Source organism: Aeromonas sp. RU39B, from assembly GCF_900156095.1.
In the GTDB taxonomy this organism is placed as follows: domain Bacteria; phylum Pseudomonadota; class Gammaproteobacteria; order Enterobacterales; family Aeromonadaceae; genus Aeromonas.
On record NZ_FTMJ01000011.1, the window covers coordinates 126,574 to 148,203 of the forward strand.

Annotated in this window: 21 protein-coding genes and 1 pseudogene; 10 read left to right on the forward strand and 12 right to left on the reverse strand. The window is 58.5% G+C overall.

Translation table 11 applies throughout. The annotated features are described in order from the left end of the window. Genes BW958_RS15085 through hemC form a run of 3 tightly spaced genes read right to left on the reverse strand, consistent with a single transcriptional unit; the run spans position 1 to position 2,758 of the window. Positions 1-1,101, reverse strand: a complete 1,101-nt coding sequence (locus tag BW958_RS15085) for a uroporphyrinogen-III C-methyltransferase (protein ID WP_076576581.1) — start codon at positions 1,099-1,101, stop codon at positions 1-3. Continuing rightward, the gene (locus BW958_RS15090) at positions 1,098-1,832 is read right to left on the reverse strand and encodes a uroporphyrinogen-III synthase (RefSeq protein WP_076576582.1); all 735 of its coding nucleotides are present in this window, start codon (positions 1,830-1,832) and stop codon (positions 1,098-1,100) included. The genes BW958_RS15085 and BW958_RS15090 overlap by 4 nt, the downstream gene beginning before the upstream one ends. Then, positions 1,829-2,758 carry a hydroxymethylbilane synthase gene (gene hemC / locus BW958_RS15095; RefSeq protein ID WP_076576611.1) on the reverse strand — a complete coding sequence of 310 codons (930 nt, stop codon included), beginning with the start codon at positions 2,756-2,758 and terminating at the stop codon, positions 1,829-1,831. Before hemC ends, BW958_RS15090 begins: the two co-directional genes overlap by 4 nt. A 323-nt stretch (positions 2,759-3,081) precedes the next feature. Between hemC and BW958_RS15100 the strand changes: the two genes are divergently transcribed. Then, positions 3,082-5,568 (forward strand): class I adenylate cyclase, encoded by a 2,487-nt coding sequence (locus BW958_RS15100; RefSeq protein WP_076576583.1) that lies wholly within the window; start codon positions 3,082-3,084, stop codon positions 5,566-5,568. 56 nt (positions 5,569-5,624) lie between these two features. Here BW958_RS15100 and BW958_RS15105 read toward each other — a convergent pair whose 3' ends face one another. Together BW958_RS15105 and cyaY are read right to left on the reverse strand one after the other, a co-directional pair. After that, a complete protein-coding gene (locus BW958_RS15105) occupies positions 5,625-6,278 on the reverse strand; it encodes an alpha/beta hydrolase (RefSeq protein WP_076576584.1) in 654 nt (217 codons plus the stop codon). After that, on the reverse strand, positions 6,275-6,589 hold the full coding sequence (cyaY, locus tag BW958_RS15110; protein ID WP_076576585.1) for an iron donor protein CyaY: 315 nt from the start codon (positions 6,587-6,589) through the stop codon (positions 6,275-6,277). The genes BW958_RS15105 and cyaY overlap by 4 nt, the downstream gene beginning before the upstream one ends. Before the next feature lie 73 nt (positions 6,590-6,662). Between cyaY and BW958_RS15115 the strand changes: the two genes are divergently transcribed. The 7 genes from BW958_RS15115 (at position 6,663) to BW958_RS15145 (ending at position 11,761) form a co-directional block, all read left to right on the forward strand. Further along, positions 6,663-6,833 (forward strand): LPS translocon maturation chaperone LptM, encoded by a 171-nt coding sequence (locus tag BW958_RS15115; RefSeq protein ID WP_076576586.1) that lies wholly within the window; start codon positions 6,663-6,665, stop codon positions 6,831-6,833. A 20-nt stretch (positions 6,834-6,853) separates the two neighbouring features. Beyond that, the gene (gene lysA, locus BW958_RS15120) at positions 6,854-8,107 is read left to right on the forward strand and encodes a diaminopimelate decarboxylase (protein ID WP_076576587.1); all 1,254 of its coding nucleotides are present in this window, start codon (positions 6,854-6,856) and stop codon (positions 8,105-8,107) included. A 15-nt stretch (positions 8,108-8,122) separates the two neighbouring features. Beyond that, positions 8,123-8,953 carry a diaminopimelate epimerase gene (gene dapF / locus BW958_RS15125; protein ID WP_076576588.1) on the forward strand — a complete coding sequence of 277 codons (831 nt, stop codon included), beginning with the start codon at positions 8,123-8,125 and terminating at the stop codon, positions 8,951-8,953. Further along, the gene (locus BW958_RS15130; protein WP_076576589.1) at positions 8,950-9,630 is read left to right on the forward strand and encodes a DUF484 family protein; all 681 of its coding nucleotides are present in this window, start codon (positions 8,950-8,952) and stop codon (positions 9,628-9,630) included. The genes dapF and BW958_RS15130 overlap by 4 nt, the downstream gene beginning before the upstream one ends. Then, positions 9,623-10,546, forward strand: a complete 924-nt coding sequence (xerC, locus tag BW958_RS15135; RefSeq protein WP_076576590.1) for a tyrosine recombinase XerC — start codon at positions 9,623-9,625, stop codon at positions 10,544-10,546. Before BW958_RS15130 ends, xerC begins: the two co-directional genes overlap by 8 nt. An 8-nt stretch (positions 10,547-10,554) precedes the next feature. Beyond that, positions 10,555-11,259, forward strand: coding sequence for an HAD-IA family hydrolase (locus tag BW958_RS15140; RefSeq protein ID WP_076576591.1), 705 nt, complete (start codon positions 10,555-10,557; stop codon positions 11,257-11,259). 97 nt (positions 11,260-11,356) lie between these two features. Then, a complete protein-coding gene (locus BW958_RS15145; protein WP_076576592.1) occupies positions 11,357-11,761 on the forward strand; it encodes a hypothetical protein in 405 nt (134 codons plus the stop codon). Here BW958_RS15145 and glnG read toward each other — a convergent pair. The 4 genes from glnG to glnA all read right to left on the reverse strand — a co-directional run bounded on the left by glnG (position 11,758) and on the right by glnA (position 16,375). After that, positions 11,758-13,182 carry a nitrogen regulation protein NR(I) gene (gene glnG / locus BW958_RS15150; RefSeq protein ID WP_076576593.1) on the reverse strand — a complete coding sequence of 475 codons (1,425 nt, stop codon included), beginning with the start codon at positions 13,180-13,182 and terminating at the stop codon, positions 11,758-11,760. The two genes, BW958_RS15145 and glnG, sit on opposite strands and share 4 nt — an antisense overlap. Before the next feature lie 9 nt (positions 13,183-13,191). Beyond that, complete coding sequence (gene glnL, locus BW958_RS15155; protein WP_076576594.1) at positions 13,192-14,244, reverse strand: nitrogen regulation protein NR(II); 1,053 nt, start codon at positions 14,242-14,244, stop codon at positions 13,192-13,194. Between the two features lie 84 nt (positions 14,245-14,328). Next, a complete protein-coding gene (locus tag BW958_RS15160) occupies positions 14,329-14,874 on the reverse strand; it encodes a DUF4124 domain-containing protein (RefSeq protein ID WP_076576595.1) in 546 nt (181 codons plus the stop codon). A gap of 91 nt (positions 14,875-14,965) precedes the next feature. Continuing rightward, positions 14,966-16,375 carry a glutamate--ammonia ligase gene (gene glnA, locus BW958_RS15165; protein WP_076576596.1) on the reverse strand — a complete coding sequence of 470 codons (1,410 nt, stop codon included), beginning with the start codon at positions 16,373-16,375 and terminating at the stop codon, positions 14,966-14,968. Positions 16,376-16,727: 352 nt separating this feature from the next. Between glnA and typA the strand changes: the two genes are divergently transcribed. Both typA and BW958_RS15175 read left to right on the forward strand, forming a co-directional pair. After that, positions 16,728-18,548: a translational GTPase TypA gene (typA, locus tag BW958_RS15170; protein WP_076576597.1), complete on the forward strand. Its 1,821-nt coding sequence runs from the start codon at positions 16,728-16,730 to the stop codon at positions 18,546-18,548. 108 nt (positions 18,549-18,656) lie between these two features. Beyond that, complete coding sequence (locus BW958_RS15175; RefSeq protein ID WP_076576598.1) at positions 18,657-19,529, forward strand: virulence factor BrkB family protein; 873 nt, start codon at positions 18,657-18,659, stop codon at positions 19,527-19,529. A gap of 47 nt (positions 19,530-19,576) precedes the next feature. Here the strand turns inward: BW958_RS15175 and bacA are convergent, their stop codons facing one another. The 3 genes and pseudogenes from bacA to BW958_RS15190 all read right to left on the reverse strand — a co-directional run. Then, positions 19,577-20,392 carry an undecaprenyl-diphosphate phosphatase gene (gene bacA, locus BW958_RS15180; RefSeq protein ID WP_076576599.1) on the reverse strand — a complete coding sequence of 272 codons (816 nt, stop codon included), beginning with the start codon at positions 20,390-20,392 and terminating at the stop codon, positions 19,577-19,579. A gap of 107 nt (positions 20,393-20,499) precedes the next feature. Beyond that, on the reverse strand, positions 20,500-21,468 hold the full coding sequence (locus BW958_RS15185) for a galactose-1-epimerase (RefSeq protein WP_076576600.1): 969 nt from the start codon (positions 21,466-21,468) through the stop codon (positions 20,500-20,502). Positions 21,469-21,470: 2 nt separating this feature from the next. Beyond that, positions 21,471-21,630, reverse strand: a pseudogene (locus BW958_RS15190) (galactokinase); the annotation flags it as partial.

Consider the following 21,630-nt stretch of genomic DNA (forward strand, 5'->3'; position numbering starts at 1 on the left):
TCAGTGTCCGGCAGACAGGCGCTGCAGACGATCGTTGAGCACCCGCTCAAGGAGGGCCTGGGTCTGGAAACGGTCGGGGTAGTCAAATTTCACCTGTTCGCCCTTGAGCTTGTCGATCTCGCTCAGCACATAGCGAGTGGCGCTGTCATCTTGATCGAAATATTGCTGGGTCCAGGTCTTGGCTTTGTCGAGGCTGTCAGCATAGAGCTCTTGCTGCTCGCGATAGACGGCGAGCTGGGCCTGCAGCAGCTTGGTCTTGAGGTTCTCACGCAGGTAGATCTCCTGCTGAGGTGATAACAGCGCCTCTACAGCGCCATCACGACGACGAATGGTGATGAAGTTTTCCGTGAAGTGCACCCAGTTCTTCTTCAGGTTGCTTTGCCAGTCATCCACTGTCTCGCTAACGGTTTGATCCGGCTGCTTCTCGGCTTCTGGCATGGCGACGGCGTTCATCGGCAGTTGATCGACCTGATCGCTCAAGGCGGCAATCTTGAGGGTCAACCCCTCGCGGTCCAGCGTTGGCAGAGTTTTCAGCTTGGCAATGTCTTCCGCCATCGCTTTGCGCACTTCCATCAGACTGGGGTCATTGAGCGCGGCAACCCGCTCGTCAGCATTGGAGAGCAGGGTGATGGCTGACACCAGATCATGCTCCAGCCACAGTTTGCGACCGGCCATGCGGACCAGATATTCGGCTTCGGCCAGCATCCAGTCGTTGGGGCGCTTCTCGTTGAGATCGAGCACTCTGCCTTGCAGGTTCTTCATCTCGTCCTGCAGGCTTTGCTGCCCCTTGCTCCATTCGCCCTGGCTCTGCTGCTGCGCTTTTTGCAGGTTATTGACCTGGGACAGTGCCTCAGCCAGACGGGTGTTCATCTCCGTCATCTCGCTACGCTGCAGTGAAGCTTGCTGGTGGCCATGCAGATACATCCAGCCACTGGCGCCCAGCGTCAGCAGGATAGCAATGCTACCGAGTACGATCCCGCCACGGCCCGACTGACGCGATTGAGAGGTCTTGTCTGCCGCCCGTGCGGGCTCGGCAGACTGGACGGGAGGAGGAGTAATGGCGGCCGCAGCGTCCGGCGCCTGTTTCTCTTCTTGGGTCATGGATGATTCCTCTGTTCCAGTGCTTCCAGCAGGGCACGGTCGTCGGCGCCCTTTGCCGTTGTTATATCGACAAAACCAGTCTGGCTGGCCAACGCGGCCACCCGTGGACTGGGTACGATGATGGGGAGTTGGTGTAACCACTCCCGATCGCAATGAGGTATGGTCTGCTCCAGTGTCTGCATCAGCTCGGCACTGGTTATCAGCAAGCTATCCAGCCCGGCGGCACGCCAGTGCTGGCATAACGCTACGCCATCCTGGGATGGGTAGTGACGTACATAGGTGGCGCAATACTCTACCGTGGCACCGCGTTGGCGCAAGGCATCGGCGATGAGTTCACGCCCCTGAGTGCCACGCAGGATCAGGATGCGCCGATCTGCGACCTGCTGCAGAGCCGGCAGCGCCAGCAGGCCTTCACTACGCGGATCGCCTGGCCATGTCACCGTCAATCCCACGTCCAGCCAGAGCTTGGCGCTCGCTTCACCTACAGCAAAATAATCAATATGCGGCCAGTTAAGACCCGTTTGCAACAGATAATCCTGCGCAAACTGGACGGCATGCTGGCTGACGGCGATCACGCAGTCAGCCTGTGTCAGTTGTTGGGGCACGGTGATCAGCCCGGGGCCGGGCTGCAATTCGATAAGGGGGTGAACAATGGGGTGGTGGCCCGCTTGCTGCAACCGGGAAGCCAGCTGCTCAGCCTGAAGGCGAGGACGCACCACCAGCGGCCTCATGCGCCGTACACCTCGCGCAAAATGGTGTCGGCTCCGGCATCCAGCAGGCGCTGCGCCAGTGCTTGGCCAAGCGCCTCACCCTGATCGAGTGGGCCGCGCAGCTCATCGCGGATCACCTGACTGCCGTCCGGGCTGCCCACCAGTCCGCGCAACCAGAGCTGGTCACCCTGCACCAGAGCGTAAGCACCGATAGGCACCTGGCAGCCACCTTGTAGCGCCCGGTTCATGGCGCGTTCGGTCAGCACCCGCAGCCGGGTTTCTGTATGTTCCAACGGCGCCAGCAGCGCTTTGATCTCTTCATCATCGAGACGGCATTCGATGCCGACGGCGCCCTGACCGTTGGCGGGCAGGCTCTGCTCCGGCTCGATAATGGCGGTAATGCGATGGTTAAGTTGCAGGCGCATCAGGCCAGCGGCCGCCAGAATGATGGCGTCATAATCACCGGCGTCGAGCTTGGCAAGGCGGGTGTTGACGTTACCGCGCAGGTCGCGCACCACCAGATCCGGTCGTTTTTCCCGCAACTGGCACTGACGACGCAGGCTGGAGGTGCCAACAATGGCGCCGCGGGGCAGGGCATCAAGATTGGCGAAATGATTGGAGACAAACGCATCACGCGGATCTTCACGCTCGCAGATGGTGTGCAGGCCGAGACCTTCCGGGAATTCGACAGGCACGTCCTTCATGGAATGGACCGCGATGTCAGCGCGACCTTCCAGCATGGCGGCTTCCAGCTCTTTGACAAACAAGCCTTTTCCACCCACTTTGGCGAGCGGAGTATCGAGAATCTTGTCGCCCTGTGTGCTCATGGGCACCAGTTCAACCACCAGTCCACTGTGGAGCGCTTCCAGCCGATCCTTCACGTAGTTGGCCTGCCACAGGGCCAAAGGACTCTTGCGGGTGGCGATTCTCAGGATTCTCGCAGCCATATCAATCTGTTGCATGATTTTGTAATGGCTCGGGATCTTATCACCCTTTGTGCAGGCTTTCATGGGCGAGTCGGGAAAAGCGCGATCCGGTCCGAAATCTCCTTTTTGATAAAAAAAATAAAAACCAGAAATCAATGTTTAACCAATTGATATTCATTGAGAAAAAAGATTTCCCATGAAACTGGTCTGAGCTGTTTCCAGAAATATTGCGACGAACCCTGACCGGTCTGTTTACCACCATGAATTGCGTTGTTACCATGATCACAGTTTGTTGACGATCACCCCTTGTGGACGTCATTTGTCTAGCAGAAAAAGGCAGGTCCTTGCTCGCAAATCTGGAAACACTCGTTCGGCGTTATGACGAGCTGAATCAGCTCAAAACCGAACGGGCGTTGGGCATCATGAGTCGCTATGGGCAGCAGGTGTTTCATCTGCTTCCTGTTCTGCTGCATTTTAATCACCCATTGCTGCCTGGTTATGTGTCGGGCGAAGTGCCGCACGGCATTTGGAGCTTCGTCCCCAACGACGAGCAGCAAGCCTTTATCGATGATGTGTGCCTGACCGCTAATTGCCACGGCGGTTTGTCGACCAGTGATCGCGCCATTCTTGGTCTCTACACCATGGGTAGCACCTCCTCGCTCGGACAGTGCTGCCATTCCGATCTCGACATCTGGGTATTCCATGCCGCTGACATTGATGCTGGCCGTCTTGAGCTGCTGGATCACAAATGTTTGCTGCTCTCACGATGGGCCGAACAGCGCGGTGTCGAGCTCAACTTTTTCCTGATCCCGGAAGACAAATTCCGCCAGCAAAACAGTGCCGAGATGCAGGGCGAAAGCTGTGGCAGTGCCCAGCATATGCTGCTGCTCGATGAGTTCTACCGTAGCGCCATGCGTATGGCGGGCAAACGTCTGCTCTGGTATCTGGTGCCGCTCGAATATGACGAGCACTACGAAGGGTACGTGGCTGGCCTGTTCAATCACGGCAAGCTGACTCGCGAAGAGTGGCTCGATCTGGGATCGTTTGACCGTATTCCGGCCGAAGAGTATTTCGGCTCGGCGCTGTGGCAGCTCTACAAGGGGATCGACTCGCCCTACAAGGCCGTGCTCAAGACGGTGCTGATGGAGGCCTACTCCCACGAGTATCCGGATACCCGTCTGCTCTCGGTCGAAGGTAAACGCTGGTTCCAGAATAATGACGGCATGAGCTATCGCCTTGATGCCTACTGCCTGATGCTCGACAAGGTCACCAATTACCTCAAATCGATCGGTGATATGAAGCGCCTCGACTTGGTGCGTCGCTGCTTCTATCTCAAGGTCTGTGATGGGCTCAGCGACCATGGCCCGGTATGGCGCCGCGAGCAACTGGTGCAGCTGGTCTCTTATTGGGGTTGGAGTGACGAGAAGATTCGCCATCTGGATCGGCGCAGCAGTTGGAAAGTGGAAGAGGTCAAGGTCGCCTATGCCGAGCTGCTTGATGCGCTGATGCAGAGTTATCGCAATCTCATCCAGTTTGCCCGTCGTAACCACATCAGCGAATCGATCAACCCGGAAGATATCGGCATCCTGTCGCGCAAGCTTTACGCGGCCTTCGAGAGCCTGCCGGGCAAGGTGCAGCGCATCAATCTGAAGATTGCTCCCGATCTTGGCGAGAGTGATCTTAGCTTTATCCAGGTGCCGCATGGCCGCTTGAATCGGGCCGGCTGGTATCTCTACAAATATTCGTTAGACCCGATCGACATCATTGGTCGGGCGCCGCTGGAGTACAACAGCTATATCAGCAAGCTGGTCTCCTGGAGCTATTTCAACGGTCTGATGACGCCGCAGAGCCGGGTGCACCTGTTCAATCAGGATTCTGACCTGCACATCGACAACCTGCACCAGTTCTGCCGTGATCTGTCGGCCACCTTCCCGGTCAAGTACCCCTCCGCCAGCAATCTGGCGCTGAGTCGGCCCTGCGAGATCCGCCAACTGGCCATCTTCCTTAATCTGGAAGTGGACCCCACCAGCCACTGGGTTGGGCAGGTGATCGAGTTTGATGCCAACGCGGCGGATGTGTTCTCATTCGGGCGCAATCAGGAGTGCCTGGTCGGCACGGTCGATCTGGTTTATCGCAACTCCTGGAGCGAAATTCGTACCCTGCATTTTCGCGGCGACGACGCCGTGGTGGATGCGCTCACCACCATTCTTGGCAAGATGCATCAGGATGCGGTGGCGCCCGAGCGGATCGAGGTGTTCTGCTACAGCCAACACTTCCGGGCGCTGGTGCGTTCGCGCTTCCAGCATCTGCTCGGTGAGTGTATCGACTTGCGTCTCTCCCGCGACAAGCCGCGGCTGGTCAAGACGCTGGCGCTGGGCCGTGAGAAATATGGCATCTTCTTCGAGCGCCGTGGTGTCTCGGTCAAGAAGCTGGAAAACGCGGTCGATTTTTACCGCCACATTTCGCACAACAAGCTCGACCGCCTGCCGCTGCGTCTGGACAAGACTCACAGCCGCCACCTGCCGGCCATTGTTGATGCTTATGCCAGCGAAGGCTTGGTGCAGTTCTTCTTCGAAAATCAGGGAACGGGCTTCAACATCTATATTCTGGATGAGGCGAACCGGGTCGAGACTTACCAGCACTTCTCCGGCAATAAGGACGAACTGGTGCAGGGCGTTAATCGCTTCTATACCTCCAGTCTTGAAAGCGGTGCCAGCGAAGGTCAGTTCAGCAATTTCAACCTGCCCCAGTTCTACGAAATCATCACCCTGGCGGGGGACACTCAGGTGATACCTTATCGCAGTCAGGGCCAGACCCGGGAAGTGGGTTAGGCAGACCAGCACAAAATGAAAGGGCCCGCATCTGCGGGCCCTTGCTTTTCAAGAAGTTAGTCAGCCAGTCGAGCCAGCAACCAGGCTCGCATATCAGCCAGTTGTGGCAAGCAGATCTCGTGGCGCATGGGATACTCGTGCCACTCTGGCGCAAAACCAAACTGCCCCAGTCGTGTCTTGGCTTCCCAACCGAGAGACAGTGGCACCACGTCATCGTAGAGACCATGCATGTAACACACAGGCGTTGCTCGGGCTGCATCGCTGATCTCGCTCATCAGCTTATCTGGGGCTGCCAGATAGGTAGACAGGCAGAGCAAGCCAGCCAAGCGCTGCGGCAAGCGCAGAGCGGTGAACGAGGCGATCACGCCGCCTTGGGAGAAACCCGCCAACACAATGCGCTCGGCAGCAAAACCCTCGGCGATGAGCTGCTCGATCAGGGCAGCAATTTTAGCTGAGCTGTCACGAACATGGGGCTCGATGGCGCGGCGGGTGACATCGGAGAAGCTCTCGATATCGTACCAGGCGCGCAGCTTGAATCCCTGATTGATGGTGACAGGGCGCTCGGGTGCGGTGGGGAGCAGGTGGCGAATCGGCAATGCCTCGGGTAGATCGAGCGCATCGACCAGCGGAGCCAGTCCGGCGCCCGAGTCACCGAGTCCGTGTAGCCAGATGATGGCATGGCGGGCTCCCGCCGGATGCAGGTCAATCATGGGAACGTGACCGGCTCGCCGGATTGATCGCTACAAGCCTTGCCCAACAGCGCCTTGATCTCGAGACCGAAGCGGTTGTCTGTCCACTGCTCGCCTTGCAGCTCGAAGTGATAGCCGTTTTCGCGGGTGGCGACCCAGATCTGATGCAGCGGCTCTTGTTTGTTCAGAATCACCTTGGTTTTGTTTTCAAAGACCAGGGTCAGGATGCCGCCTGCTCGTTCACAGTCGATATCCGGATAGCTCTCATCGATGGTGTCTTCCACGTACTGGAAAAAGGCGTCAACCAAGGCGTGATACTCGTGATCCTTCATCGGTTTGTCCTGTTGCTTTTAACGATGTGAGTGCGATTATAGAGGGCCGAGATTATTTTCACAGCGAACCTTTATGACAATCCAGCTCGCCAAGGGCCTTGTGGCCATGTTTCTCTGTTTGGGACTGACCGCCTGCGGGCTCAAGGGGCCGCTTTATATGCCGCCGCCGGAGCAACCGACCGCGCAACCCAGTGCCCAGCCCACTCCGGCAGAGAAACCGGCTAGCGGAGCCACGCAGCAGTAAACCAGGAAGGAACCTCCCCCTTGGATCACTTCAATTATGATGCCGACGGACAGCTGAAGGCTGAACAGTGCCAACTGGCCGATCTTGCCGCCACTTACGGCACGCCGCTTTATGTCTATTCCCGTGCCACGCTGGAGCGCCACTGGCGCGCCTTTGATCAGGCCGCGGGCGACATTCCCCATCTCATCTGCTACGCCGTCAAGGCTAACTCCAATCTGGCGGTACTCAATGTGCTGGCCAGACTCGGATCTGGTTTCGACATCGTATCGGGTGGCGAACTGGCCCGTGTGCTGGCCGCTGGTGGCGATCCGCACAAAGTGGTCTTCTCCGGGGTTGGCAAGAGCGAGGAGGAGATGCGCTTTGCGCTGGAGAAGGAGATCTTCTGCTTCAACCTCGAATCAGAAGCCGAACTGGAGCGCCTGAATCGCGTTGCCGGTGAGATGGGCCGCGTGGCCCCGGTATCGGTGCGGGTCAACCCGGATATTGATGCCGGTACTCACCCCTATATCTCGACAGGCCTCAAGCAGAACAAATTCGGTATCCCCATCGAGTTGGCACCGGCGATCTACCGCAAGGCGGCCGCCATGGCCAACATCGTCATCAAGGGGGTGGATTGCCATATCGGATCGCAACTGACCGAGCTGGCTCCCTTTATGGAGGCCACCGATAAACTGCTGCGTCTGATCGATGGCCTGGCCGCTGACGGTATCCATATTCATCACCTGGATGTGGGTGGTGGCTTGGGCGTGAACTACGGTGAGGAGCAGCCGCCTCATCCGAGCGACTATGCCACAGCCCTCAAGCAGAAGCTGGCTGGCCGTAATCTGACCCTGTTGTTTGAACCGGGTCGTGCCATTGTGGCCAATGCGGGTGTGTTGCTGACCCGGGTCGAATATCTCAAGCCGGGTGAAGCGCGCAATTTTGCCCTTATTGATGCCGGTATGAATGACCTGCTGCGCCCCTCGCTTTACAGCGCCTGGATGAACATCATCGAAGTGGACAGCCGCGCATCTCATCCGCGCGCCGTGTATGACGTAGTGGGCCCGGTGTGCGAAACCGGCGACTTCCTGGGCAAGGAGCGCGAGCTGGCGATCGCAGCAGGCTCACTGCTGGCCGTGCGTTCGGCCGGCGCCTATGGTTTTGCCATGTCTTCCAATTACAACACCCGCCCGCGCGCCGCCGAAGTGCTGGTCGATGGCGACCGCGCCCATCTGGTGCGCGAGCGCGAACGGCTCGAACAGTTGTGGCAGGGTGAACATATACTGCCCCAATAAGCAGGTAACGCATTCATGTTGCTAGAGTTTTCCAAGATGCACGGGCTCGGAAACGACTTTATGGTGATCGATGGTATCACCCAGAAGGTGTTTCTGAGCAACGAGGTGATCAAGCGCTTAGCGGACCGCCACTTCGGAATTGGCTTCGATCAGCTGTTGCTGGTCGAGCCGCCTTACGATCCGGAGCAGGATTTTCACTACCGCATCTTCAATGCTGACGGCTCCGAAGTGGAGCAGTGCGGCAACGGGGCTCGCTGCTTTGCCCGTTTTGTGCGCCTCAAAGGGCTGACCAACAAAGACCGTATCGCGGTCAGTACGGCGCGCGGCAAGATTATTCTGCAGCTGGAGCAGGGCAATCAGGTCACCGTCAACATGGGGGTGCCCCAGTTTGAGCCGGGCCGTATCCCGTTTCGGGCGCAGAAGGCCGAGAAGACCTACCTGTTGCGGGCTGCCGAGCACACCATCATGTGTGGCGCGGTCTCGATGGGGAATCCGCACTGCGTGCTGGAAGTCCCTTCGGTGGCCGAGGCGCAGGTAGAAACGCTGGGTCCGCTACTGGAGCGCCACGAGCGCTTTCCGGAGCGAGTCAACGTCGGCTTTATGCAGATCGTTAACGCTGGTGAGGTGAAGCTGCGGGTGTTCGAGCGCGGGGTTGGCGAAACTCTGGCGTGCGGTACCGGCGCCTGCGCTGCCGCTGTGATTGGCATGAGTCAGGGCAAGCTGCGCGATCGGGTTAAGGTCTCGCTGCCCGGCGGCGATCTGATGATTGCTTGGAAAGGTGCGGGGAGCCCGGTATTTATGACCGGCCCGGCCGAGCATGTGTTTGACGGACAGATTGAGCTATGACCGAACCCAGATTGCAGGAACGTGATATCGACGAGAGCCAGGTACTGGAGTATCTGGCCCGTTATCCGGAATTTTTCCTGCGCCACGCCCTGTTGCTGGATCGGGTGCGTCTGCCTCATCCGCGCAAGGGGGCTATTTCTCTGGTCGAGCTGCAACTCGACCGACAGCGCGAGCGGATCGATCAGCTTGAGCAAGAGATTTCCGAGCTGATGGGGATGGCCGCGCAGAATGAGCGGCTGTTCCGGGTGTTTGCCGAGATCTATGTCGAGCTGTTTGCCTGTCACAACCTGTTCGATTTGAGCCGCTTGCTGGCTCGCGCTTTTGTGCAGCAACTGCGCCTGAGCGCTGTGCGGCTGTGGCTCAATCCGCGCCATGTGGCGCTGCGAGAGGGGGAACGGCTGTTTCTGGCCGATACGCTGAGTCTGGAAACCCTGCAGACGACCCGCCTGCCAGGCATGACCTGTTATCAGGGGCGGCTGAGCCAGGGCGAGCGGCAGTGGCTGTTTGGTCAGGATGTGCTGGTCAACTCGGTGGCGCTGCTGCGAGTGGGTGATGCCGGTCTGCTGGCCTTTGCCAGTGCCGACCCGAGCCACTTTACCCCGCACAACGACACCCTGCTGCTGGAGCAACTGGGTCGATTGCTGCAACTGCGACTGCCAGAGTTGTTGCGTGACTGAGATTGCGCCGGCCCTGCAGGCCGATATCGAGGCGTTTATTGAGTTCCTGCGGGTTGAGCGCCAGCTGAGTGCTCACACCCGCAGCAACTATCTGCGTCATCTCGAGCAGTTGGCCTTGCGTATCGGCGAGCTCGGCATCAATGACTGGTCACAGGTTGAACCCTCCCAGGTGCGCAGCCTGCTGGCTCGTCTGCACAAGGAGGGACTGCAACCGCGCACCCTCTCTGCCAAACTCTCAGCCCTGCGCAGCCTGTGTGACTGGCTGGTGCGCCGGGGGCGGCTCGCGGCCAATCCGGCGCGCGGCGTGCAGGCGCCCAAGCAAGGGCGACCACTGCCCAAGAATCTCGATGTGGATCAGGTCTATCAGCTGCTGGCGATCGATGAACAGGATCCGTTGGCGGTGCGTGATCGCGCCATGATGGAGCTGTTCTATTCGAGCGGGCTGCGCCTCTCCGAGCTGGTCGGGCTCGATCTGCATGATCTCAAACTCGATGAGCGCCAGGTTCGGGTGACCGGTAAAGGCAACCGTGAACGGGTGCTGCCGGTTGGCCGGATGGCCATTGAATGGCTGGCTAAGTGGCTGGCTTTGCGGCCGACGCTGGCGCCGCCTGAAGAGACTGCCCTGTTTGTCTCCAAGCAGCGGCGCCGTATCACCGCCCGTGCGGTTGAGCAGCGCCTGGCGCAGTGGGGTAATCGGCAGGCGCTGAACGCCCATGTTCATCCCCACAAATTGCGCCACAGCTTTGCCACCCATATGCTGGAGTCATCCGGTGATTTGCGGGCGGTGCAGGAGCTGCTGGGGCACGCCAATCTGGCGACGACCCAAATCTATACCCATCTTGATTTCCAGCACCTGGCCAAGGTGTATGACCAGGCTCATCCACGGGCGAAGCGCAGCCACGATGAGGATGAGTAGGAGACTGCATGCGTTTCTATCGCCGCTGGCAACCGGTTGAAGCCCTTTCGTTCGACCTCGATGACACCCTCTATGACAACCGGCCGACCATGGCTCGGGCCGAAGCCTGGATGGTCGAGTATATGCGCAGCCAATACCTCGAAACGGCCATGCTCGACGCGGGTTTGTGGGCAGTGCTCAAGCGTGAATTGCTGCAGGCTGAGCCGCATTTGGCGCACGATGTCAGCCTGTGCCGCCGTCGCCTGTTGCAGCTTGGTCTGATGCGTGGCGGAATGGCCGCCGCGCAAGCCGGCGAAGAGGCCGACAAGGTGTTTACCCTGTTTATGGCGGTGCGCTCCGAGGTGGAGGTTGCGCCAGCCACGCATCAACTGTTGGCGTCGCTGGCCGAGCGTTATCCGCTGGTGGCCATTACCAACGGTAATCTGGATCTGGAGTGGGCCGGGCTCTGTGGCTATTTCCGTCATGTGTTCCGGGCCGGCGACGGCCTGCGTATGAAACCACACGGCGATCTCTTCTCCGCCGCACTGACGGCGCTGGCTCTGCCGGCCAGTCGGGTGCTGCATGTGGGCGATCATCCCCGCACCGATCTGCTTGGTAGCCGTCAGCATGGTTTGCGGGTGGCTTGGCTCAATTGTGAACAACAACCCCTGCCGGCCCAGTTGCCAGATGTTGAGCTGAGCTCGCTTGATGAGATCTCCTTTCTGCTCGATTAATTCTTGTTCTGAACTGTGATCTGACGCGACAGGCTGCTGATGCAACACTCAGCAGCCTGTTTTATGCTGCCCTTTTGCCAAAGAAAGGGGGAGCTGAGTGCGTCGTTGCTGGTGGATATCCCTGTTGTTGCTCGGTGGCTGTGATTTGCTCGAGTCACGTTATCGGGTCGAATTTGAAGATGGATCATGGCGCGAGATCAGCCTGCCGCTGGTAGGCAGTGAAGCAACCTGGCGCGAAGGGTGTCGTGGCGGGACTGTGGTCAGTAAGGCCTATTATCCGCTGGTGTGGCAGGAGAAAAGCGCCGAGCGTCGGGGATTGCTGATCGGTGGCGAGCGCTTTGAACTCAAAGACAAGGCGCTCTATCGCAGCAGCGGTATGCGCCTTGGTCTCTCGCCGGACTATATCGAGCGCGGGCTGCAAGGATTGGCGCTGTGCCGCACCCTGGAGCCCTCGTCGCGGGACAGTGCCTTCCGGCTTAAGGCCCGCAACTTCGGCAACTAGATATTCATCATGTTCAGCTCTTTGAGCTTGCGAGTCAGGGTGTTACGACCCCAACCCAACAAGCGCGCCGCTTCCTGTTTGTGGCCGTGGGTGTGCTCCAGTGCCGTTTCCAGCATGATCCTCTCAAACTGCGGCAGGGCATCCGAGAGGATGTCCACTTCGCCGCGGGCTAACCGGGTGGCCACCCAGTTTTGCAGCAGCTCTTGCCAGTTGCCAGCCATGGTTGGTTCACGCGGCTCCGGCGTGCTCTCAGGTGGGCTGAGCATCTCGGAGGGCAGGTCGGACACCAGTACCTCTTGACCTGACGCCATCACCGTCAACCAGCGGCAGACGTTCTCCAGTTGACGCACGTTGCCGGGCCAAGGCAGCCGGCTCAGATACACCTCGGTGTCGGCATGCAGGCTCTTGGGATCGACGTTGAGCTCCTTGGCCGCTCGCATCAGAAAGTGGCGGGCCAGCTGCGGAATGTCTTCGCGCCGTTCGCGCAGTGGCGGAATATGGATGCGGATGACGTTGAGGCGGTGGAACAGATCTTCCCGGAAATCCCCGTCAGAGACGCGCTTTTCCAGATTCTGGTGGGTCGCGGCAATGATCCGCACATCCACCTGTACCGGTTGATGACCACCGACCCGATAGAACTGGCCGTCGGCCAATACCCGCAGCAGCCGAGTTTGCACGTCGATCGGCATGTCCCCGATTTCATCGAGAAACAGGGTGCCGCCGTTGGCTTGCTCGAAGCGGCCATGACGGATGTTGTTGGCGCCGGTGAAGGCTCCTTTTTCATGACCGAATAACTCTGACTCAATCAGATCTTTTGGAATCGCCGCCATGTTGAGGGCGATAAACGGTTTGTGCGAGCGCGGGCTGTGACGATGCAGCGCATGCGCGACCAGCTCCTTCCCTGTGCCGCTCTGGCCGTTAATCAGCACCGAAATGCTGGAGCGCGACAAACGGCCGATGGCGCGAAACACCTCCTGCATAGCTGGCGCTTCACCGATAATCTCCGGCGTGCTGTCACTCTCCAGCTGTTTGACCTTGCGCTTGCTGCGCTGCTCCTTGAGATGATTGTCGGCGCGGCGCACCAGCGCGACCGCCTCGTCGATATCAAACGGCTTGGGCAAGTATTCAAAGGCGCCGCGCTGATAGGCATTGACCGCACTGTCGAGATCGGAATGGGCGGTCATGATGATGACCGGCAGATCGGGCTGCAGCAGATGGATCTGGTCGAGCAGGCTGAGACCGTCCAGTCCCGGCATGCGGATGTCGGAGAGGATGACGTCCGGGCTGCGGGTTTCCAGTGCAATCAGCAGACTTTCCCCTTCGCTGAAGGACTCGCAGATCATTCCCTCACTGCTGAGTGCCCGTTCCAGCACCCAGCGAATCGAACTGTCATCGTCAACGATCCATACCTTGGCTGTCATGGTGTGTCCTTATTTGCGAAGCGGTAGATAAATGGAGAATTCGGTATGACCCGGCCAGCTGATGCATTCGATACGGCCTTTATGCTGGTCAATCAGGTTCTGGGCGATGGAGAGGCCCAATCCGGTGCCACCTTCCTTGCCGGTCACCATGGGGTAGAACAGGGTGTCACGAATGCTCTCCGGGATGCCCGGCCCGTTGTCGATGATTTTTATCTCTGCGGCCAAACGGTAACGCTGGCCGTGGATGGTGATCTGAAAGACGGTGCGAGTGCGCAGACGAATATGCCCATGTCCCTGCAGCGCTTCGGCGGCGTTACGTACAATGTTGAGAAACGCCTGCTGCAGCTGATCTGGCTCCATTTCGAAGTCAGGAATGCTGGGGTCGTAGTCACGGTCAATGGTGACGCCGGAGGGGAGTTCCAGCTCTACCAGACGGCGCACCTGCTCCAGCACCGAGTGAACGTTATGCACCTGATGACGGCCGGGGCGCTGTGGGCCGAGCAGGCGATCAACCAGCAGACGCAGGCGGTCGGCTTGCTCGATGATGATGCTGGTGTATTCACGTAATCCCTGATCCGGCAGCTCTTTTTGCAGCAGTTGAGCCGCGCCGCGCAGGCCACCGAGTGGGTTTTTGATCTCGTGGGCCAGACCGCGCACCAGCTCTTTGGCGGCCTGCTGCTGGGCATGTTGCTGCAGCTCCTGACTGATCTTCTTCTGCTGATCGATTTTGCGCAGCTCAACCAGCATCAGCCGCTGCTCATGGTCGGCGAGTGGGGTAGCGCTCAGTTCAACCAAACGCGGTTCGCCCTCAACGACCAGGGTCACCTCGTTGTCGGTAAAACCCTGGCCGGAGGTGAGCCCTTGCCGCAGCCGTAGCAGGTCGAGGGAGATGTGCTCCAGCAGTTGGGGCAACTCCAGGCCTATGAGACGCCGCTCGCTCTGGGAGAGCAGCTGCTCGGCGGCCGGATTGACGTAATGAATGCACAGCTTGTCATCGATCAGAATGACGGCTGTGAGCAGGTTGTCGAGGACAACCCGGGCTTGGTCGGCGCTGCTGGGCACAGTCTTCTCCCTAAAACGGTGCTTTGCACTAATATAGTGCGATCAGTCTACCTGCATTGGTGCATCAATTCACCCTTGCTCACCCTAAGGTTGCTTGGCTGGGGCTTGCTTGAGGTGCGCGCGGTGCAGGTAGAAGGTAACTGGGGATGATTTTGCAAGGATCGTACCGTCCTCACGAAGCAGTTCGACAGACAGCTGATGAGCGCCGCGATCGACGTTTTCCATCTGAAAAACCAACTGATTATGGATTTTCTCTCGCACTCGGCCATCGAGATAAACCTGCATGTCGAACGGTGGGAGTGAGGTTTTAGGGGGGCGAACGGCGACGCGGACATGGCCCTGATTATCACGCACAGTACTGCCCTGTTGCGGGGCGATCAGGGTTAATGGCAGGGGGACGGGGAGAGTTTCAGGCTGGCTGTTTGCAGGTATCAGGTGAGAGGGATGCACCAGATTAGGGCTGGTGACTGCTGGAGACGGGGTTACCTCGATGACCTGATGAGGTTGCGCGCCCGAGGGGCGTTGATCCGAGTAGTGACTCACTCCCTGTGGGTCTGTCCACCGATAGACCCCCTGATCCATCAGGGAGAGCGGCAGCAGAGCCAGCAAGGTGAGCGGCACACATAGCATGGTAAGTCCTCAATGGCGACCCGATCCAAGCCTAACAGAGCGGCAATAAAAAACCCGCCACTGAGGGCGGGTTTTCAAGCGAAGTGCGAACTTATACGGAGTAGTACAGTTCGAACTCAACCGGGTGCGGGGTCATGCGTACGCGATCCACGTCTACTTGCTTCAGTTCCAGATAGGCGTCGATGAAGTCGTCGCTGAACACGCCACCACGGGTCAGGAACTCGCGGTCTGCGTCCAGAGCGGCCAGGGCTTCGTCCAGAGAGCCAGCTACGGTTGGGATCTCGGCAGCTTCTTCAGCCGGCAGATCGTAGAGGTTCTTGTCCATGGCATCGCCCGGATGGATCTTGTTGATGATACCGTCCAGACCGGCCATCAGCTGAGCTGCAAAAGCCAGGTACGGGTTGGCAGCCGGATCCGGGAAGCGAACTTCGATACGGCGACCCTTCGGGCTCGGAACTACCGGGATACGGATGGAGGCGGAGCGGTTACGGGCAGAGTAAGCCAGCATAACCGGCGCTTCGTAACCCGGAACCAGACGCTTGTAAGAGTTGGTGGACGGGTTGGCGAAGGCGTTGATTGCCTTGGCGTGCTTGATGATACCGCCGATGTAGAACAGCGCCATTTCAGACAGACCACCGTACAGGTCGCCTGCGAACAGGTTCACACCGTCCTTGGCCAGGGATTGGTGGCAGTGCATGCCAGAGCCGTTATCACCGAACATCGGCTTCGGCATGAAGGTGACGGTCTTGTTGTAGGCGTGGGCCACGTTGTGGATCACGTACTTCAGAACCTGTACTTCGTCAGCCTTCTTGGTCAGGGTGTTGAAGCGAGTCGCGATCTCGTTCTGACCGGCAGTGGCCACTTCGTGGTGGTGGGCTTCAACGACTTGACCCATCTCTTCCAGGATCAAGCACATAGCAGCACGGATGTCCTGAGCGGAGTCAACCGGAGCAACCGGGAAGTAACCACCCTTCACGAACGGACGGTGGCCCTTGTTACCGTGCTCGTATTCGGTGCCGGAGTTCCAAGCAGCCTCTTCAGCTTCGATTTTCACGAAGGTGTGGCCCATGGTGCTGGCAAAGCGAATGTTGTCGAACATGAAGAACTCGGGTTCCGGTCCGAACAGAACGGTATCGGCGATGCCGGAGGACTTCAGGAAGGCTTCAGCGCGGTTAGCGATGGAGCGCGGGTCACGGTCGTAACCCTGCATGGTGGCCGGCTCGAGTACGTCACAGACGATATTCAGAGTGGCTTCTTCGGCAAACGGGTCAAGCTTGGCGGTGGAGGCATCCGGCATCAGCACCATGTCGGATTCGTTGATGCCTTTCCAGCCCGCGATGGAGGAGCCATCGAACATCTTGCCGTCTTCGAAGAAATCTTCGTCGACCTGGTGAGAGGGGATAGAGACGTGTTGCTCCTTACCCTTGGTGTCGGTAAAGCGCAGGTCAACAAACTTGACTTCGTGTTCCTTGATCAGGTCCAAAACGTTCTGGGCTGACATCTGAATAACCTCCGGTGTTTAAAACTCTTGCGGGTGAATGCGTGTCCATTTCACATAAGCCAGTATCGTGCCAATTCTCTTAAATGCTGATTTGATGTGCCTCACCGCGGAGCAGTCTGCTCACTGACGGGGCAAATCATTCCATCAAGCACCAAAAATGAACATTTCTGGATCATTTTGGTGCACCAAAGAAGTGCATACTGGTTCTTTAGGAGTATACCTAATCTGATAGCACGGAAATATGACTGATTGCGGGAGAGGAACTCTGATCGGTTTCTGCGATTCTGCTAGATAGATCACAAACACAGGAGTACAATTAGCGCCCAATTTTACCCGGTGATTTGAGGCGAGAATGTTAGAAAAACTCCGCAATATTGCGATTATTGCGCACGTTGACCATGGCAAGACCACGCTGGTGGACAAGCTGCTGCAGCAGTCCGGTACCCTGGATCGTGGCAGTGAAGGCCAGGAACGGGTCATGGACTCCAATGACCTGGAAAAGGAACGTGGCATCACCATTCTCGCCAAGAACACAGCGATCCGCTGGAACGACTACCGTATCAACATCGTTGATACCCCGGGTCACGCCGACTTCGGTGGTGAGGTAGAGCGTGTGCTCTCCATGGTGGATTCGGTGCTGCTGCTGGTGGATGCCGTTGATGGCCCGATGCCGCAGACCCGTTTCGTAACCCAGAAGGCGTTTGCCCACGGTCTCAAGCCGATCGTGGTCGTCAACAAGGTGGACCGCCCGGGGGCCCGCCCTGACTGGGTTATCGATCAGGTCTTCGATCTGTTCGACAACCTGGGTGCGACCGACGAACAGCTCGACTTCCCGATCGTTTACGCCTCTGCCCTGAATGGTATTGCCGGTATGGAAGCGGACAATCTGGCCGACGACATGACCCCGCTGTTCCAAGCCATCGTTGACCACGTTGCTGCTCCGGATGCGGACCCGACCGGTGAGTTCCAGATGCAGATCTCCCAGCTGGACTACAACTCCTATGTAGGTGTTATCGGTATCGGCCGCGTCAAGCGCGGTATCGTTAAGCCGAACATGTCTGTCACCGTGATTGCTCGTGATGGCAAGGCTCGCACTGGCAAGGTTGGCCAAGTGCTGGGTTACCTCGGCCTCGAGCGCAAAGAGACCACCGACGCGCAAGCCGGTGACATCATTGCTATCACCGGTCTGGGCGAGCTGAAGATCTCTGACACCATCTGCTCCAACGCTGCTGTTGAAGCGCTGCCGCCGCTCTCCGTTGATGAACCGACCGTGACCATGACCTTCCAGGTCAACACCTCTCCGTTCGCCGGTAAAGAAGGCAAGTTCGTGACCTCCCGTAACATCCGTGAGCGTCTCGAGCAGGAGCTGGTGCACAACGTTGCACTGCGTGTGGAAGATACCGAAGATCCGGACAAGTTCCGTGTTTCTGGCCGTGGTGAACTGCACCTGGGCATCCTGATCGAAAACATGCGTCGTGAAGGTTATGAGCTGGCCGTTTCCCGTCCGGAAGTTATTCTGCGCGAAGAGAACGGCGTGAAGATGGAACCGATGGAAACCCTGACCGTCGACATCGAAGAGCAAAACCAAGGCTCTGTGATGGAGAAGCTGGGTGACCGTAAGGCCGAGCTGCGTGACATGGTGCCGGATGGCAAGGGTCGCGTACGTCTGGACTACATCATCCCGGCCCGTGGCCTGATCGGCTTCCAGACCGAGTTCATGACCCTGACCTCCGGTACTGGTCTGCTCTACCACACCTTCGATCACTACGGTGAGTTCCGCGGCGGTACCATCGGTCAGCGTCAGAACGGTGTGCTGATCGCCAACGCCACCGGTAAGGCTCTGGGCTTCGCCCTGTTCAACCTGCAGGAGCGCGGCCGTCTGATGATCGGTCACGCCACTGAAGTGTACGAAGGCCAGGTCATCGGTATCCACACCCGTTCCAACGACCTGACTGTAAACTGCCTGAAGGGCAAGCAGCTGACCAACATGCGTGCTTCCGGTACAGACGAAGCCATCGTGCTGACCACCCCGATCAAGATGACTCTGGAGCAGGCGCTCGAGTTTATCGATGATGACGAGCTGGTTGAAGTTACGCCGAAGAGTATCCGTGTTCGTAAGAAGCTGTTGACCGAACTGGATCGTAAGCGTGCCGGTCGCGGCCGCGAAGAGTAAGCATCCATCTGCTACTCAGCAAGGGGACCTTCGGGTCCCCTTCGTTTTTTGCAGCGTTGTTCGGGCTCTGACACAATAACCGCAGCATCACTCTGGTCAGGAGGATTCATGCCGGTGCACCCACGCAGGATGTGGTCACATCTTCTCTGCTTGTTGCAGCGGGACGGACGTCCCTTTGCCGAATTTGTCTGGGCGCGATTCCAGCAGGACCGGCTTACCGTCACGGCCGGTTACCTGGCCTATGTCACCTTGCTCTCGTTGGTGCCACTGGTGGCGGTGGTGTTTGGCATCATGTCGGCCTTTCCGGTGTTCCGGCAGGTCAAGCGCACGCTCGAGCAATTTGTTTATCACAACCTAGTGCCGGCAGCCGGTGAGTTGGTGCAGGCCTATGTGAACGGATTTGTGGCCAATGCCCGCAACACCACGGCAGTCGGGATTGGGGCTCTGGTGGTGGTAGCACTGCTGCTCATCTCGGCTATCGACAAAAACCTGAACTACATCTGGCGCACCCGGCGCGGGCGTCCACTCGGGCAGGCGTTTGCCATGTACTGGATGATTCTGACGCTGGGGCCGATTCTGGTGGGCACCAGCATTGCGGTGAGCTCTTACATTCTCTCGTTGCGGCTGTTGGCGCCGGAGATGCTGTTTGGCCTCGGCTATCTGTTACTGCGGCTACTGCCGTTTCTGCTCTCGGTATTGGCCTTCTGGCTGGTCTATACCGTGGTGCCGACCTGTAGGGTCAAAGTAATGCATGCTCTTGCTGGGGCTTTGCTCGCGGCAATTTTGTTTGAGCTGGCCAAGCGAGGCTTTGCGCTTTACATCACCCATATTCCAACCTATCAGGCCATTTATGGTGCGCTGGCTACCATTCCTATCCTGTTTGTCTGGGTCTATCTCAGCTGGTTGGTGGTATTGCTGGGGGCAGAGCTGACCGCCTGCCTCGGTGAATACCAACGGCCGCAGTCAGATGACCTTACATAAACAAAAAACCGGCATGACGCCGGTTTTTGTCTTAACCAAGAGTGGGATCAGGCCACAAACAGCAGATAGACCGCGAAGGCGACGATAAAGCGGTAGATGGCAAACGGCACGAAGCTAAAGCGGCGGATCAGGGTCAGGAAGGTCTTGATAGCCAGCATGGCCACCACAAACGCCGTTACAAAACCGACGGCAAACATGGGTAGATCAGACAGCGACAGTTGATGCCAGCTCTTGTAGAGATCCAGACCGGAAGCGCCCAGCATCATGGGCACCGCAAGGATGAAGGAGAACTCGGCGGCAGCCTGACGGCTGATACCCAGCAACATACCACCACTGATGGTCGAGCCGGAGCGCGAGAAGCCGGGCCACAAGGCGCAGCACTGGAACAGGCCAATACCGAGCGCTTGCCGGTAAGTGATGTCATCCAGGGTTTCAGAGCGTACCGGCGGGCGGCGCCACTCGGCAATTAGCAGCAGGATGCCACCGGCCACCAGTGCCCACATCACGGTCTCGGGTCCAAACAGGTGCGCCTTGAGAAAATCGTGCACCAAAAAGCCCAGAATTACAGCAGGTACCATGGCAATCAGAATATGGCCGAGCGTCAGGGAGCCGTGGGCGTTTTCGACCGGCCGGCCGAAATGGATGCCGATCAGTCCAAACATGCGGCGCCAAAACACCACCACCACAGCGAGGATAGAGCCCAACTGGACCAGAACCTCGAAGGTCGCGGCCTTGTCGCCTTCAAAGCCAAGCAGATGGCCAACGATGATCATGTGACCGGTGGACGATACCGGCAAAAATTCGGTCAATCCTTCGACAATGCCGAGGATAAAGGCGACCAGCAGGGTGTAGTGTTCAGTCATGCAAGAATCCAGGTCCATGGGAAGACAATACGCCCCGGATATTCCGGGGCGCGCTTATGTTGCTGCAACAGTCTTGCCAATACCACGACTAAATGATGACAACGAGATTAAGCTGGCATAAATCGGTAGCGGGTCTGGTGGTGATAACGCTCTCCAGGGGCCAGCCACGGATTACCGAGTTCGGGACGGTTGGGGCTATCCGGGACCTGCTGCGCCTCAAGGCAGAGACCGGCGTAGTCGGCATAGGTTCCGCCCTCTCGGCGTGGCGTGCCAGCCAGCCAATTGCCGGTATAGAGCTGCACTGATGGCTGATTGGTATACATCTCCATCACCAACTGGCTGTCGGCAGAGGTCACCCGCGCCAGCCACTCACCGGGAGCGGCAGCATTGAGAAACGCATGGTCATAGCCTTTAGCCTGCACCTGCTGCGGATGGCTGCCCCAGCCCTCTTGCAGTACACGTTCATTGCGCAGGTCAAACACCCCTTCCACGACAGAAGCTGACAGTGGCAGGCTTTCGCTGGAGGTGGGCAGGTAGCGATCGGCCCGCAGCGTAACGCGGTGCTGGCGCACATCCCCTTGACCATCGAGATTGAAGTAGGCGTGGCTGGTGATGCTGACCGGCGTTGGCCGACTGGTCACCGCGCGGCACTCAATCACCAGATCCAACTGTTCCAGACGGTATTCCAGCTCTACTTCCAAGGTGCCGGGGAAGCCCTGATCGCCCTCTTCGGAAAGCAGAGTCAGCAAGATCCGATCTTCGTGCTGATCAGCGATGGACCACTCGCGGCGATGAAAGCCGTGGCGACCACCGTGCAGGCAGTTGGGCGCCTGATTGGCATCCAGCTGCCAGCTCTGGCCATCGTGCTCGAGACGGGCTTGTCCGATGCGATTGGCAAAACGGCCGGCGATGGCTCCCATCCAGACTTCCTGACTTGGATAAGCATCCAGCGGACACCCCAGCAACACCTCACGACGCTGCCCCTGAACGGGGAGTGTCAGACTGGTCAGGGTGGCCCCGAAGGTGATCCCTTCGAGGCGCAGGCCTGCCTTGTTTTGCAAGGTAAAGTGAGCCATGGTCAGATCTTTCCTGCCCCTTCGCTGGCGTGGCAGACGTAGCAGTCGGCGGCCAGACCAAAGCGGGCCGGGTATTCGGCGTTGACCGCAGCAATTACTTCGTCCACTTTCTCCGGGCGCAGCAGGGCCACGATGCAGCCGCCGAAGCCACCGCCGGTCATG

Coding starts and splice junctions, on each gene's coding strand:
- BW958_RS15085 (WP_076576581.1), bottom strand. CDS start 1,101: ATGACCCAAGAAGAGAAACAGGCGCCGGACGCTGCGGCCGCCATTACT.
- BW958_RS15090 (WP_076576582.1), bottom strand. CDS start 1,832: ATGAGGCCGCTGGTGGTGCGTCCTCGCCTTCAGGCTGAGCAGCTGGCT.
- hemC (WP_076576611.1), bottom strand. CDS start 2,758: ATGGCTGCGAGAATCCTGAGAATCGCCACCCGCAAGAGTCCTTTGGCC.
- BW958_RS15105 (WP_076576584.1), bottom strand. CDS start 6,278: ATGATTGACCTGCATCCGGCGGGAGCCCGCCATGCCATCATCTGGCTA.
- cyaY (WP_076576585.1), bottom strand. CDS start 6,589: ATGAAGGATCACGAGTATCACGCCTTGGTTGACGCCTTTTTCCAGTAC.
- BW958_RS15115 (WP_076576586.1), top strand. CDS start 6,663: ATGACAATCCAGCTCGCCAAGGGCCTTGTGGCCATGTTTCTCTGTTTG.
- dapF (WP_076576588.1), top strand. CDS start 8,123: ATGTTGCTAGAGTTTTCCAAGATGCACGGGCTCGGAAACGACTTTATG.
- BW958_RS15130 (WP_076576589.1), top strand. CDS start 8,950: ATGACCGAACCCAGATTGCAGGAACGTGATATCGACGAGAGCCAGGTA.
- BW958_RS15140 (WP_076576591.1), top strand. CDS start 10,555: ATGCGTTTCTATCGCCGCTGGCAACCGGTTGAAGCCCTTTCGTTCGAC.
- glnG (WP_076576593.1), bottom strand. CDS start 13,182: ATGACAGCCAAGGTATGGATCGTTGACGATGACAGTTCGATTCGCTGG.
- BW958_RS15160 (WP_076576595.1), bottom strand. CDS start 14,874: ATGCTATGTGTGCCGCTCACCTTGCTGGCTCTGCTGCCGCTCTCCCTG.
- glnA (WP_076576596.1), bottom strand. CDS start 16,375: ATGTCAGCCCAGAACGTTTTGGACCTGATCAAGGAACACGAAGTCAAG.
- typA (WP_076576597.1), top strand. CDS start 16,728: ATGTTAGAAAAACTCCGCAATATTGCGATTATTGCGCACGTTGACCAT.
- BW958_RS15175 (WP_076576598.1), top strand. CDS start 18,657: ATGCCGGTGCACCCACGCAGGATGTGGTCACATCTTCTCTGCTTGTTG.
- bacA (WP_076576599.1), bottom strand. CDS start 20,392: ATGACTGAACACTACACCCTGCTGGTCGCCTTTATCCTCGGCATTGTC.
- BW958_RS15185 (WP_076576600.1), bottom strand. CDS start 21,468: ATGGCTCACTTTACCTTGCAAAACAAGGCAGGCCTGCGCCTCGAAGGG.